The organism is Actinoallomurus acaciae, assembly GCF_042429965.1.
In the GTDB taxonomy this organism is placed as follows: domain Bacteria; phylum Actinomycetota; class Actinomycetes; order Streptosporangiales; family Streptosporangiaceae; genus Actinoallomurus; species Actinoallomurus acaciae.
The window spans coordinates 1-12,655 of record NZ_JBHLZP010000269.1; the positions used below are offsets into that span (position 1 = coordinate 1).

At 71.8% G+C, this 12,655-nt stretch carries 14 protein-coding genes; 4 read left to right on the plus strand and 10 right to left on the minus strand.

The annotated features are described in order from the left end of the window. From ACFFNX_RS29655 to ACFFNX_RS29670, 4 genes are all read right to left on the minus strand, one after another. On the minus strand, window positions 1-410 hold a 410-nt coding region (locus ACFFNX_RS29655; RefSeq protein WP_378209110.1), incomplete at its 3' end, for a nucleoside-diphosphate sugar epimerase/dehydratase. 199 nt (window positions 411-609) lie between these two features. After that, on the minus strand, window positions 610-1,281 hold the full coding sequence (locus ACFFNX_RS29660; protein ID WP_378209112.1) for a response regulator: 672 nt from the start codon (window positions 1,279-1,281) through the stop codon (window positions 610-612). A gap of 659 nt (window positions 1,282-1,940) precedes the next feature. Beyond that, window positions 1,941-3,071, minus strand: coding sequence for a CaiB/BaiF CoA transferase family protein (locus ACFFNX_RS29665; RefSeq protein WP_378209113.1), 1,131 nt, complete (start codon window positions 3,069-3,071; stop codon window positions 1,941-1,943). Window positions 3,072-3,253: 182 nt separating this feature from the next. Beyond that, the gene (locus ACFFNX_RS29670) at window positions 3,254-3,403 is read right to left on the minus strand and encodes a hypothetical protein (protein WP_378209115.1); all 150 of its coding nucleotides are present in this window, start codon (window positions 3,401-3,403) and stop codon (window positions 3,254-3,256) included. Window positions 3,404-4,188: 785 nt separating this feature from the next. On the opposite strand from ACFFNX_RS29670, the gene ACFFNX_RS29675 reads away from it, so the two are divergent. Continuing rightward, the gene (locus ACFFNX_RS29675) at window positions 4,189-5,493 is read left to right on the plus strand and encodes a sensor histidine kinase (protein WP_378209117.1); all 1,305 of its coding nucleotides are present in this window, start codon (window positions 4,189-4,191) and stop codon (window positions 5,491-5,493) included. A 21-nt stretch (window positions 5,494-5,514) separates the two neighbouring features. Here the strand turns inward: ACFFNX_RS29675 and ACFFNX_RS29680 are convergent, their stop codons facing one another. Further along, a complete protein-coding gene (locus ACFFNX_RS29680; RefSeq protein ID WP_378209119.1) occupies window positions 5,515-6,108 on the minus strand; it encodes a GNAT family N-acetyltransferase in 594 nt (197 codons plus the stop codon). Window positions 6,109-6,138: 30 nt separating this feature from the next. Between ACFFNX_RS29680 and ACFFNX_RS29685 the strand changes: the two genes are divergently transcribed. Continuing rightward, entirely contained in the window at window positions 6,139-6,516 is a 378-nt protein-coding gene (locus tag ACFFNX_RS29685; RefSeq protein ID WP_378209121.1) for a phage holin family protein, read from the plus strand. Window positions 6,517-6,553: 37 nt separating this feature from the next. Here ACFFNX_RS29685 and ACFFNX_RS29690 read toward each other — a convergent pair whose 3' ends face one another. Continuing rightward, window positions 6,554-7,249, minus strand: coding sequence for a histidine phosphatase family protein (locus tag ACFFNX_RS29690; RefSeq protein ID WP_378209123.1), 696 nt, complete (start codon window positions 7,247-7,249; stop codon window positions 6,554-6,556). A gap of 23 nt (window positions 7,250-7,272) precedes the next feature. Next, on the minus strand, window positions 7,273-8,820 hold the full coding sequence (locus tag ACFFNX_RS29695; protein ID WP_378209125.1) for a substrate-binding domain-containing protein: 1,548 nt from the start codon (window positions 8,818-8,820) through the stop codon (window positions 7,273-7,275). Between the two features lie 378 nt (window positions 8,821-9,198). Between ACFFNX_RS29695 and ACFFNX_RS29700 the strand changes: the two genes are divergently transcribed. Then, entirely contained in the window at window positions 9,199-9,615 is a 417-nt protein-coding gene (locus tag ACFFNX_RS29700; protein WP_378209127.1) for a hypothetical protein, read from the plus strand. A 163-nt stretch (window positions 9,616-9,778) separates the two neighbouring features. On the opposite strand, the gene ACFFNX_RS29705 is transcribed toward ACFFNX_RS29700, so the two are convergent. Beyond that, on the minus strand, window positions 9,779-10,114 hold the full coding sequence (locus ACFFNX_RS29705; RefSeq protein WP_378209129.1) for a MerR family transcriptional regulator: 336 nt from the start codon (window positions 10,112-10,114) through the stop codon (window positions 9,779-9,781). A 155-nt stretch (window positions 10,115-10,269) separates the two neighbouring features. Between ACFFNX_RS29705 and ACFFNX_RS29710 the strand changes: the two genes are divergently transcribed. Then, window positions 10,270-11,202, plus strand: a complete 933-nt coding sequence (locus tag ACFFNX_RS29710; RefSeq protein WP_378209131.1) for an MFS transporter — start codon at window positions 10,270-10,272, stop codon at window positions 11,200-11,202. A 42-nt stretch (window positions 11,203-11,244) separates the two neighbouring features. On the opposite strand, the gene ACFFNX_RS29715 is transcribed toward ACFFNX_RS29710, so the two are convergent. Beyond that, complete coding sequence (locus ACFFNX_RS29715) at window positions 11,245-11,781, minus strand: copper resistance CopC family protein (RefSeq protein ID WP_378209133.1); 537 nt, start codon at window positions 11,779-11,781, stop codon at window positions 11,245-11,247. Then, window positions 11,778-12,449, minus strand: coding sequence for a YcnI family copper-binding membrane protein (locus ACFFNX_RS29720; protein WP_378209135.1), 672 nt, complete (start codon window positions 12,447-12,449; stop codon window positions 11,778-11,780). The genes ACFFNX_RS29715 and ACFFNX_RS29720 overlap by 4 nt, the downstream gene beginning before the upstream one ends. Window positions 12,450-12,655 lie beyond the last annotated feature (206 nt).

Consider the following 12,655-nt stretch of genomic DNA (forward strand, 5'->3'; position numbering starts at 1 on the left):
CCCGAGACGAACCGCCGCGCCCGCGTGCTCGCCACGACCAGCTCGCTCCGCCCGAGCAGGCTGAGCGGCGTGTCCCGCGGGCCCGCGCCGGGCGGAAGGTAGCGCACGTCGAGGCCGGCCGAGCAGACGTCGTCGATGAGCCGCGCGACACGTACGGGCGGCAGCGAGGGGATCGCCACGATGACGAGGTGCGCGCGGACCGGCCAGGTGGCGCCGGCGATGTCCGTGGTGCCGCCGAGCACCGGCAGACCGTCGACCGCGTCGCCCACCGGCCCGTCGTCGAGGAACCCGACCGGAGTCAGGCCCTCGTCCCTCTCCAGCAGCGCCCTGGCCACCGTACGACCCGCACGGCCCGCACCGACGACCACAGTGCGGACGCCGTCGCCGCCACGGCACCGTCGCCTGCGCAAGCTCAGCCCCGTCCGATTCTCACGAACGCCCCTCTCGTTTGCGCTGAGAGTACGGCCGCCGCCCGAGCGCCTGAACGCGCATCAGGACGATGAGGACCTACGCCATATGGTGGACGCCGTTCGCCGAATGCCCCCTCGGGTGTCCCCGCCGCACCGGCCGCGGCGGGTTTTTCTGGGCGGGAGCCCTTCAGACGCGAAGTCAGAACGGCGGATCGTCGCCGGGATTCGACGGACGCATGCCCGCGCGCATCGCCACCGTGATCGCCTCGAGCGCGGAGTGCGCGTCGAGCTTGCCGAGGAGGTTCTGCGTGTGGGTACGGACGGTGTTGGCCGACAGCCCGAGCCGATCGGCGATCTCCGGCCGGTTCAGCCCGTCGACCATGCACCGGAGCACCTCACGCTCGCGCGGCGTGAGCTCGGCGAGGTCGTCGGTGCCCGGCACGCCATCGGCGAACAGACGCCGCAGCACCTCGCCGAGAACCGTCGGTGGAATCCAGCCTCCACGCCCGGCCGCCCGCCGGATCACCTGCGAGACGAGGTCGGCGCTCTCGGTCTTGGGCAGCCAGCCCACCGCCCCACGCCGCAGCGCGGTGACCATGGGATCGATGTCGGTGATCCCGCTGAGCACGACCACCCGGACGTCGGGATAGCGCCGCCGGATCAGGTCGAGCGCGTCGAGCCCGCTCTCCTCCCCGAGCACGAGGTCGAGCACGACGACCTGCGGCGCCTCGGTCGCGATGAGCGCGGTGGCACGCCGAATGTCATGAGCGACGGGCAGCACCTCAAGGTCGCGCTCGGCCCCGAGCCGAGCGGCGAGCGCCTCGGCGAACAGAGCTTGATCATCGACGATGAGGACGCGTATGGGCCTCATGCGGGCAAGGATGACGCACCCGAGCCGATCCCGGATCCCGCATTTGCTGGAGACCACCGCCCGGATACCACCCATCCACCTCCGGCCTGGCCCGCAGGGATGATCCCGCATCGCGGGGGCCCACCCTGAGCGGTGTCTGTCCAGGGGAGGCACCTGTCCGGGAATGCCCGCGAGGTGGTCCCCGCCCGGGAGGTGGTCCCCGCCCGGGAGGTGGTCCCCGCCCGGGAGGTGGTCCCCGCCCGGGAGGCCCGCCCGGGAGGTGGTCCCCGCCCGCCCGGGGGGCTTCAGCCCAATCTCATTGTCCAGCGTTGGGCTTTGCTGGCGGAAGGTGGGCGGGACGGTTGTGGATATCTCTGTCGCAGCCAGCCAGCCAGCCAGCCAGCCAGCCAACCAACCAACCAGCCAACCCGCCCGCCTGCCTCGGTGGCAGGGGCAGGCGACGGGGCCCCGGTCGCGCAGGTCTGCGATCTCCTCCGCGGACAGGCCGAACTTGGTCAGTGTCGTGTCGGTATGGACGTTGGGGCGTCCGCGTCCGGACCCGCCCCCGAAGCCAGCCAGGCCCCCGCATCGCGGCGGCCGCCCCGTCCTGAGGTGGCGCCCGTCAGTGAGTCAGGCGATGGGCCAGGCCCCGCCGGGAGGCGCTCACCTGCATTCTCGCCTCAGGCGACGGCGCCTCGGGCGCGTAGGTCTGCGATCTCCTTCGTGGACAGGCCGAGGGCGGTCAAGGTCGTGTCGGTGTGTTCGCCCGCGCGTACCGGTGGGGTCGGGGCTTCGGCGGCGGTGCGGCTGAAGCGTGGTGCCGGGGCGGGCTGTGTCAGGCCGCCCACCTCCACGAACCCCTCGCGTGCCGTCGCGTGAGGATGGTTCGGGGCCTCGCCCAGGCCCATCACCGGTGCGACGCAGGCGTCGGTGCCGTCGAAGATCTCCGTCCACTCCGCCCGGGTGCGGGTCTTGAACACCTCGGTGAAGCGCGCGCGCAGTTGCGGCCAGCGGTCGTTCTCGAGTTGGCCCGGCAGGTCCTCGCCCTCCAGGCCCAGGCCGTGCAGCAGCGCGGCGTAGAACTGCGGCTCCAGCGCTCCGACGCTCATGTACAGCCCGTCGGCCGTCTCGTACGTGTCGTAGAACGGTGCGCCGCTGTCGAGCAGGTTGGTGCCGCGGGCGTCCGCCCACAGGCCCTGGCCTCGCATGCCGTGGATGAAGGACGTCAGCAGGGCGGCCCCGTCGACCATGGCCGCGTCGACGACCTGTCCCCGGCCGGAGTGCGACCGCTCGTGCAGCGCGGCGAGGATGCCGACCGCGAGCAGCATGCCGCCGCCGCCGAAGTCGCCCACGAGGTTGAGGGGCGGCAGTGGCCGCTCGCCGGCGCGGCCGATCGGGTCCAGGGCTCCCGCGACGGCGATGTAGTTGATGTCGTGCCCGGCCATCCCGGACATCGGGCCCTCCTGGCCCCAGCCCGTCATCCGGCCGTAGACGATGCCGGGGTTGCGGGCGAGGCAGGCGTCCGGGCCGAAGCCGAGGCGTTCGGTCACTCCCGGGCGGAAGCCCTCGACGATGACGTCGGCGTCGTCGACCAGGCGCAGGAGTACGTCGACCCCGGCGGGGTCCTTGAGGTTGAGGCCGATCGAACGGCGGCCCCGGCCGAGCGGGTCCATCGGCGCCTCGCCGCCGACACTGGCGGGGCGGTCGACGCGGATGACATCGGCGCCCAGGTCGGCCAGCACCATGCACGCGAAGGGCGCGGGTGCGAGACTCGCGATCTCGATGACGCGGACGCCGTTCAGCGGTCCCATGCTCACCTCTTAGGTCGGTCGCTGCGAAAACAACCCTAGAACGTCGTTCTGGGGCGTCGCTCACCGCCTCCAGGGAAGGGGGACACGAGAAACCGGTACTCCGTGGCGGAGAACCACGGTGAGGTCACAGCGGAGAACCGCCGCGAATGGTGGATGCGGCGCGGCCTGAGCCGCGCCGGCGGTCACAGTGCGTTCACGAACCTCGACAAAGAGTTGCCCGCGCTGGCGAGGCTGCCCAGTGCGTTGTGCACCACGCGAGCCGCACCTGACGGAGAAGTCAGCAGGTAGAACACAACAAAGGCCCCGAGTGCCCAGGTGAGGTACTTCTTCATTGGCGCTCCCGCCTCCCTATGAACGCCGATTTGCCGCCAACGTGTGGCGCGGACGGCATCCTTCCGGTTTCAGTTGTTCTGACGCGGGCCGCCCGGAGGGCGGACCGTCATCGCGATCGTCCGTTTCCCACAGTCGAGTATCACCGCTTCGCTGGCTTCTGTCGCGTGTCAACTTTGACACACATTGGTGCGAGGGGGCGACCAAGAGCCGAGACCCCGTGCGAGGTTTCGCTATTGCCATCAAATGTACTGGTCACGACGCTGTCGCGGCGGTGTCATGCGTTCCGTCGTGATGGTTGGGGTGATGCCGTTGAGATGGCGTGGAAGTGGGAGATATGCCGACGGTTCCGTCGCTGAGCGTGTCCGTTGGTCACTCCCGGTCGGCGAATCGTCGCGCCACAGGGAATCGGATATAGATGCATATATCTCCGGGTGCCCGGTTGTCTGAGGCAGGCCGCGCCCCGGCCGCTTTCGGACAGCTCCGTCTCGAACTTCGGACACTCGCCGGTCCGGCCGGTGAGTGAACGGGTCGCGGAATCCCCCGGGAGAGGTCGCCCGGCGCTTCTCCCGCCCGCTCGTGCCCGGCCGTACGCCCCCGGCGAGCTCCTCTCGATGAAGGTGGTCGGCCCTCGCCGAGTCACCAGGTGATCAGGCCTCTGGCCTGCGGTATTGCATGATCGGAGGTTCGGCAGGGTAGATCACCGTTGCCGTGCGCGGCCGTCGGGGGGCGGCCTTCGCGGCCGACACCAGTGCGGGCATCGAATGAGCAACTGATCAGGGTGCGCGTGACCGTCATCGCGATGGTGGTCACGGGCTTCCTCGCCATGCTCGCGTACGGGGGGCTCCTCGCCTTCGTCCGCATCCAGGCGGGCATCCAGCTCGACAACCAGCTGTCGTTCACCGCGCGCCAGGTCGCCACCCTGATCCGGGCCGGTCACCTCGAGACCCCGATCGTCAGCGGCAACCCCGGTCTGATCCAGGTTCAAAACGACCGGCGGCAGGTCGTGGCGGCCAGCCGCTCGCTGGTCGGCCTGCCCGCACTGCGGGCGAAGGCGCCCGCCGGGGGCAGCCATCTCTTCGAGCGCGTCTGCCCGGCGAACCGCTGCTTCCACGCCCTGTCGATGCACGTCGTCGGCCCGGACGGCCCACTGACCGTGTACGTCCTGGCGCCGGAGCTCGGTCTGTTCCCTCGCCCGGGGCTCGCCGTCTTCCTCGCCCTGGGCATCCCGTTCAGCATCGGGGTGGCCGGGGTCTGGCGCTGGTGGCTCGCCGCGCGCAGGCTGCGGCCCGTCGAGCTGATCCGCGCCGAGCTCGACGAGATCAACGCCGCGGACCTGCACCGGCGGGTGTCGGTTCCGCCCCGGCGCGATGAGTTCTCCTCGCTGGTGGAGGCCGTCAACGCCACGCTGGACCGGCTGGAGGCGGCCGTCGAGCAGCAGCGGCGGCTGGTCTCCGACGTCTCGCACGACCTGCGCAGCCCCATCGCCGGCCTGCGTGCCGAGCTCGAGGCGGCCCTGATCGACCCGGAGGGCACCGACCTGCGGTCGGCGCTGAGGCGGACGCTGAAGAACACCGAACGCCTGCAGAACATCGTCACCGAGCTCCTCGTCCTCGCCCGGAGGGAGGCGGGTCTGCCCGGCCGTACCGAGCGCGTCGACCTGGGCGAGCTCGCCGAGCGCGAGGTGGCCCGCCGGCCCCGCCGTATCTCGGCGAAGGTCGCCGCCGAGCCGGGCGTGATCGCCCGGGTGAACGACGTCGACGTCGGCCGGGTGCTCACCAACCTGCTCGACAACGCCGCGCGGCACGCCGACTCGGAGGTGATCGTGACCGTACGGCGCGAGCGCGACGCGGCGGTCGTGGAGATCTTCAACGACGGTGAGGCGATCGCGCCGGAGGACCGCGAGCGGATCTTCGAACGGTTCATCCGGCTGCCCGCCTCGCGGAAGCGGGACTCGGGCGGTACGGGGCTCGGGCTGGCCATCTCCCGCGACATCGCCGACGCGTACGGCGGCTCACTGGAGCTGGCCGACGACGACCTCGGCACCCGGTTCGTCCTCACGCTCCCGCTCCTGGAGGACCCCGAGGCCTGAGCGGCCGGGACCTCGCGGCGGCTACTGCGGATTCCGCCACATGGGCCAGACGCGCAGCCCGCCCCCGGACACGCGGATCTCCCCGGTGACCCGGAACCCGAAGCGTTCGTAGTAGGGGATGTTCGTCTCCTTGGAGGACTCCAGGTACGCGGGGAACCGCTGGTCGTCGCAGCGGGACAGCCGCGACATCAGCAGGGCCGAGCCGAACCCGCGGCCCTGGGCGGGCGGATCGGTGCCGAGTGTCGAGAGGTACCAGTGCGGTTCGATCGGGTGTACCCGCTCGATCTCGCCGAGCCCGCGCAGCACCGTGTACGTCCGGGCGCCCATGATGCGCAGCATGCCCGGAAGCTGCTGGAGCTGGGTCGTGAGAGAGACCCGTCCCCGGCCCGGCGGGTCCCACAGCGCGCCCGCCCGTACCCGGCCGTTCTCCTCGGCCAGTTCGTTCAGGCCGTTCGGCAGGCGAGCGTGGCGGAGCAGCATGGCGAACATGGCGGCCATCCGCTCCGGATGGCGCGGGAACATCCACGTCCAGACCGGATCGTCGGCGAAGGCGCGTCCCAGCACCGCCGCGAGCGCGTCGGTGTCAGAGGCCAGGACGTCACGGACCGCGTTCATCTGGGAAGTGTTTCGTGCAACCATCGGTATGTGAAGATCCTGATTCGAGTGGTTACGACCGCAATCGCCCTGTGGGTGGCGACGCTCATCGTCAGCGGCATCGACCTGACGACGGCCTCCACCCCGAAGAAGGTCGGCACTCTGATCGCCGTGGCCATCGTCTTCGGCCTGATCAACGCCTTCCTGAAGCCGATCGTCAAGACGTTCGGCTGTGTGTTCTACATCCTCACGCTGGGTCTCTTCGCGCTCGTGGTGAACGGGCTGCTGCTGTGGCTGGCCAGCTGGGCGTCGGGCAAGATGAACCTGCCCTTCCACGTCAGCGGCTTCTGGCCGGCGTTCTGGGGCGCGATCGTCGTCGGCGTCGTGAGCTGGCTGCTCAACCTGTTCGTCCACGACGACAAGGAGTGAGCCCCCGAAGGCCGCCGGGGAGCCGCGGGCCGGTGCCTCAGACGGGCAGGTCCGCCGCGTCGAGGTGCCCGGTGCTGTTGGAGGTGACCAGGCGAAGCTCGCCGTCCTTACGGGCCCACAGCGTGAGGGAGGCGTTCGGGACGAGCGTGCGCTCGATCTCGAGCACGTCCTGCTCGGTGAGCCGTTCCACGATGTAGCGCGTGAGGACCACGACCGCGTCGTGGGCGACGACGAGCACCCGGCCGCCCGGGTGGTCGCGCTGGATGTCGGACAGCGCGCTGCGGAGCCGGAGGGCGACGTCCGCCCAGGACTCGCCGCCGGGCGGGCGGTAGTAGAACTTGCCGGTGAGCCGTTTGCGCGCCATCTCGTCGGGGAACCGGGCGGCGATGCCCCGCCACGTCAGCGCGTACAGCACGCCGTTCTCCCGGTCGCGCAGCCGCTCGTCGAGGCGGATCGGCAGGTCGCCGATCTCCGCCAGCGCGATGCGCGCGGTCTCGGCGGCGCGGACGTACGGCGAGGAGTACACCACCGTGGGGCGCTCGTCCGGAGGCATCGCGGCCAGCCACCGGCCCAGCGCCTTCGCCTGCCGCCGGCCGGTATCCGACAGCGGGACGTCGGGGTCGCGCAGGCCGATGTCGATCTCCTCGCGCCGGCCCGCCTCGGCCGTGCGCCAGGCGACGTTGCCGATGCTCTCCCCATGCCGGGCCATCGCCAGCCACTCGAGTTCGCTCACAGCACCCCGACCTTACCGGGCGATCACGACATGGGGCATTCCCGGCCGCACGTGAGGCGGATCAGCATCTCCAGGAACACCTGCTGGATCTGGCCGGGGTCGAGGGTGACGAACGCCTGGCCGCCGGTCCGCCCGGCGATCTGCTGGAGTGGCCCGGGATCCACGTCGGGCCCGAAGGCGATCGGCACGATCGCCACCGGCTTCAGCGGGTCCGTGATGCGCCCCAGCTCCTTCAGCAGCTCCTGGAGGAGGATCGTGTGCCCGGGGTCGTAGTTCATGCCGTCGGTGAGCACGACCAGCACGTTGTTGCGGTCCGGCTGGTAGGTCCGCACCGCTTCTCGGTACGCGGCCAGCACCGAGTCGTACAGCCCCGTACGGGTGCCGGGCGCGGGCTGCGCGGCGTTGAACGCGGCGATCACCGCGTCGCGCTGGGTCCCGATGCCCACCCGCTGGGTCAGCTGCCGGTACGGCACGAGCTGCCGGTAGTCGCGGTCGCCGTCGAGACGGGTGGAGAACTCCCAGAGGGACACCTGGGAGTTGTCGCTGAGGATGCGGGTGCCGCCGATGGCCGCGCGGGTCGTCGCGCGCATGCGCGTCTCCTTGCCGCCCGGCACGGGATCGGCCATCGAGGGGGAGACGTCGAGCAGGATCAGCATGCGCGCGCCGAGCACGGTCCGCTGCCACATCTGCAGGATCCGGTCGACCATCGCCGGATCCTGCGGGCGCGTCGGCGGCGGCGCCTCGGACGCGACGCCGTACCGGGGCCCGAACCCGGCCCCGGCGACGCCGTCCGGGGTCCGCAGCCCGAGCGACTGCAGGGCCTCGCGCGTCGGCGGCTGCGACAGCGCGGCGCCGAAGTCCTCCACGGTCCGCGACCGCTCGCGGTCGGTGGTCGCCGAGACGTACGGGAAGTCCAGCGTGAGTGCGCCGTCACTCGGGTAACGGGCGGTGACCGGCCGTTTCGGGTCCGCGTGGTCGTGCTGCCAGACCGACTGCTCCGACAGCACCACGGCGGTCGGCGGGTCCCCGCCGCGGAACATCGCGTCGTACGCGGCCTTGTCGTCGGGGAGGGCGGAGCCGAGGTCGGAGTAGAGGGTGATCGCGAACGTGCCGAGGCCGGACTTCCCCGCCCCGGACGCCTGGTGGGCGAGCATCAGCGCGCCGAGGCCGCTCGCCTGCGTCGTGGGGTCGAGGAACCGCACGCGGACCGGTGGCCGCGCCGCGCCGGTGCCGGGGAGCCGGGAGGACAGGAGCAGCCGCCAGCTCACCTGGCTCGGCGAACGTCCCTGCGCGGCGGCCAGGACCAGAGGCGACGAGGCGATCGAGGTGCCCGAGGGCCGTACGGCGGTGGCGCCGAGGCGGGTGCGCCGGGCGACCGGCAGCCAGAGCGAGGAGTCCGGGATCCACGCGTCGGGCCGTACGGCGCCGGGGGAGGAGCCCTGTCCGGACAGGACGCCGGCCACGTCCGCCGGCTCCTCGCGGAGCACGGTGACGCGGACGCAGGTCGTCTGGGCGTTGTAGCGGCGGGCGGTCTGCTCGACGGCCGGGGCGATCGTGGGCGCCGCGGCCACCGTGATCGCCTCGGCCCGGCAACCGTCGGCATGGGAACCGAGAGAACAGGCGGAAGCCGGAACGATGGTCAAGAGGATGGCCAGTGCCCTGGCCCCGACAGCGCTACCGCGACGGTATGACATCCAACACCCGTCCCCGATCATCGACGGCATCCCGTCATTTGCCCCGGAGATTAGCCGGTTAAGCGCGTATCAATGTCCCTTTCCTGACATTTCGGCGGAGGTGTGGCCAGGGGGTGAGATGACTTCCGTAACACCAGTCACAGGGGTTTCTTGAGGCCGCTCTTTACCAGTCGATACCGGGAAAACTTCCCACGACCGGCTCTTGACCAATTCGAATACCTGACGTCGCATACGTCACTGACTAAGCTCGCCGTCGTGGGACGTCATGTCTCTTCCGAGCGAAGGCGTGCGCTTCGCGGTCGGTTCCTCCTCGCGCTTCTGGCGATCGCGGCCCTCGTATGCCTGGCGGCGTTCTCCGGCTACCGGATCTGGGACGAGACCCGCGGCCGGCCGCCCACCCGGCACGGCCGGCCCTCGCCGTCGGCCTCTCCGGCCGTGGTGACCCTCGCGGTCACCGTGACGGGGCCGAAATGCCAGGTGTTCGTGCGGGTGCCGGGCGGCGACATTCTGGTCAACCGCAGCTTCGTGCGCGGCCAGTCGCTGCGCTTCGACGAACAGCGGCTGAGCGTCGTCCTGAGCGACGCGAGCGCCGCACGCGTCTATGTGAACGGCCGGCTGCGCCCGCCCGGCAAGCCGGGCAGCCGCGCCGCCTTCGTCGCGCTGAAAGGCTGATCAGCAAAGCGATTTTCGGTTCGCCGGAAAAGGGGTTCCGTCGCCATTACGGCTCCCGGGCATCCCGCGCGTCGCCGCCGTCTACTTCGCCGGGCGGAAACGCTCCCTTATCGCCCTCACCGGCGAGGGCGGCATCGACGCGGGCGCGGAATGTGGGCACCGGTCACCGGACGTCCGCCGGACAGCGCAGCAGGTGCCGCAGTACGGCGGCGGCGCGGGTGAGCTCCCGGACGCGCTCCAGCATGGCGGCGTGCCGGGCGGTGATCAGAGCGTGCCGGTCCCGCACGTTCTCACTGCGGACCACCGCGGCCGTCATCATGCCGTCGTGGCGCCACGGCCGGGCGTAGGCGAGCCGCTCCAGGGCGGCGCGGTCGTACCGGCGCACTCTGCCGCGCCGGGCGGTGGGCCGGATCAGGCCTCGCTCTTCGTAGAAGCGCAGCGTCGGTACCGAGATCCCGAAGGCCTCGGCGACCTCGCTGATCGAGTACAGCCGTTCCAAGGTCCCCTCCACGTGGTCGCGCTCAAGTTGACTTGAGCGTGCAACCTGGCCGGACTCCGCTCGCCCACGTCTCCGGAGGGTCCGCCGTGTTGCTTCCCCGGCGTCCGCGCCCCCGGACGGCGCGGGAGGCGTGCTCGTCGCCGGTTTTCGTGCTGATGAGCCTGAACACCAGGGCCGCCTTCGGGCAGATCGGGCTGCTGCCGCCGCTCTGCATGGGAGCCTTCGCTCCGCCGGCGGCCGCGGCGAGGCGGCGGCTCGGCGAGGAGCGGGGGTTGTGGTGGGCGAGCCTGGTCCTCGCGGCCGGGACGGTGCCGCGCGTGCTGGGAACGCCCGGCCTCTACCTGGGCGCTGTCGTGGTCGGCGCGGCCACGGCCGTCATCAACGTGCTCCTCCCGGTCCTGGTGCGCAAGCGGTTCGCGCGCCGGAGGGTCGGCACGATGATGGGCGTCTACGCCCTCTCGATGGGCATCGGCTCGGCGATCGTCGCGGCCCTGGTCGTTCCCGTCGCGCGGGCGGTGCCTGGCCGTCGTCCCGGCCGTCCTCGCGGCGGCCGGCATCACCCCGCAGATCCGCCACCGCCCGCTCCGGCGGTCAGCGCCGAGCGCCCGCGTGTGGCGCGGACGGCGGTCGCCTGGAGCCTGACCGTCTTCTTCGGCGTCCAGACCCTCGCCTTCTACACCACGCTCGCCCGGCTTCCGTCCGTCCTCGTCCCGACCGGCGCCGGCCAGGCCGTGCTCATCCTCGGCTTCGCCGCCCGGCGACGGGATCAGCGTCCGCACATCCTGGCCAGCGTCATGATCTGCGTCGCAGGCTGCACCGGGCTCCTGGTCGGCCCGGCCGGGACGTCGATGGCATGGGTCGTGGTGCTGGGCGCCGGGCAGGCGCTTCCCGGCGTGCTCCACGCCCACCGGGGCGCCGATCCCGATCACGTGACCGCTCTGTCCGCCATGGCGCAGACCTGCGGCTTCCTCCTCGCCGCCGCCCTGCACACGGCCACCGGCGCCTGGACCGCGCCCCTGACGGCGCTCATCGCCGTGCTGCTGCTGTGCGCCGGGGCGAGCATGCGTGCGGGCCACGACCCGCGCTGACCGCCCGTCCCCGGCGCCTCGGGGACGGGGACCACGAAGACGTCAGGCCCGCCCTCCCGCGGAGCGGCGGCGGAGCAGCGCCAGCGCGCCGCCGATGACGGCGAGCACGACGACGACCAGCCCGATCCACCACCAGCCGGCGCTGGAGGTGTGCTGTGCGGGCTCGGCGGCGGGGGAGGCCGGCGCGGACGACGGGGCGACCCCCGAGGCCGCGGACGGAGAGCCGCCGCCCTTCACCGTGAACTTGTACTCACCGGTCACGGGATGGCCGTCCTCGGCGACCACGCGCCAGCCGACCGTGTAGACGCCCGGCGCCAGGCCGCCGCCGACCTGCTGGGTCACGTGGTTGTCGACCGCGCTCGCCTTGCCCGTCTCGTGGTGGCCGCCCTTGGCGTCCAGCAGGACGACGCCGGGGAAGCGCACCGGGTCGGCGTAGGTCAGGCGGATCTGGGCCGGTGCGGCCACCGACGCGCCCTTGGCCGGATCGGACGACGTCAGGGTCGTGTGGGCTTCGGCCGGCGCGGCCGTCGCCAGCACGCCCAGCAGTGCCGCCGCGGCCGCGGCCATCGTGATCCTCATGATGCGCGCCTCCGGATCAGGCCGTACGCGCCGACCGCCAGGCCCACGATCCCGACGGCGAGGCCCAGGCCGCCGAGCAGCCGCGCGGTGCCGTCGTCCGACGCCGGGGCCGTCCGCGCCGTCGTGTCCTTGGCCGCGTCGGACGCGGCGGCGACGAGATGGATGGTCGGCGCGGGGTGCTCGGGCTCCTGACCGCCGTTGCCGGGGTCCTGGTTCCAGTTCACCACGTCGCCGTTCGAGTAGGTCTGGGCCGCCTTGAACATCAGCCGGTCGACGCCGGTCGGCAGCGGGCCCATCGAGACGTCGAACTCCTGGAACTCGCCCGGCGTGATCTTCCCGCCGCTCCAGGTGATCTTCGAGACGGCCTCGGTGAGCTCCCCGCCGTCGGTCTTGAGCGGCGTGGCCAGCTTGGCCTTCTCGACCTTGATCTTCCAGCCGGGCACCGGGCGGACCGACACGGACGCGATCGGGTGGTCGGTGGGCAGGTCGACCTCCAGCTTCGTGGTGTCGGCGCCCTGCTCCTCGTTCGGGACGCGGAACGACACCTTGCTGTACGAGCCGGGCTCGGCCGTGCTCGGGTTGGCGGTGACGTGCGCCGAGGCCGCTCCGGCCGCGAGGGTGACCGCGAGCCCGGCCAGGGCGGCCACGGCCGCCACGCGCTGAGACATGCGCATAAAGGGACTTCTCTCCAGTTGACAGTGGAACGCCGAAATGCCGGATCAGCGGAGATCCGGGAGTGAGGTGCGGCGCTCAACCGGCGAACGCCGCCGCGGGAGCGGCGGGAGGTCCCCTTCGGATGACGACATGACGCAGGAGGGCGCCGTGCGGCGCCGTGCCGGGCGAGGGCGCGGCCGGGAGGCGCGGCGCCGGGCAG

Excerpts from the sequence above, each read along its gene's own strand:
- ACFFNX_RS29660 (WP_378209112.1), bottom strand. The coding sequence starts at position 1,281 with ATGAGGCCCATACGCGTCCTCATCGTCGATGATCAAGCTCTGTTCGCC.
- ACFFNX_RS29665 (WP_378209113.1), bottom strand. The coding sequence starts at position 3,071 with ATGGGACCGCTGAACGGCGTCCGCGTCATCGAGATCGCGAGTCTCGCA.
- ACFFNX_RS29670 (WP_378209115.1), bottom strand. The coding sequence starts at position 3,403 with ATGAAGAAGTACCTCACCTGGGCACTCGGGGCCTTTGTTGTGTTCTAC.
- ACFFNX_RS29680 (WP_378209119.1), bottom strand. The coding sequence starts at position 6,108 with ATGAACGCGGTCCGTGACGTCCTGGCCTCTGACACCGACGCGCTCGCG.
- ACFFNX_RS29710 (WP_378209131.1), top strand. The coding sequence starts at position 10,270 with ATGAGCCTGAACACCAGGGCCGCCTTCGGGCAGATCGGGCTGCTGCCG.
- ACFFNX_RS29715 (WP_378209133.1), bottom strand. The coding sequence starts at position 11,781 with ATGAGGATCACGATGGCCGCGGCCGCGGCGGCACTGCTGGGCGTGCTG.
- ACFFNX_RS29720 (WP_378209135.1), bottom strand. The coding sequence starts at position 12,449 with ATGTCTCAGCGCGTGGCGGCCGTGGCCGCCCTGGCCGGGCTCGCGGTC.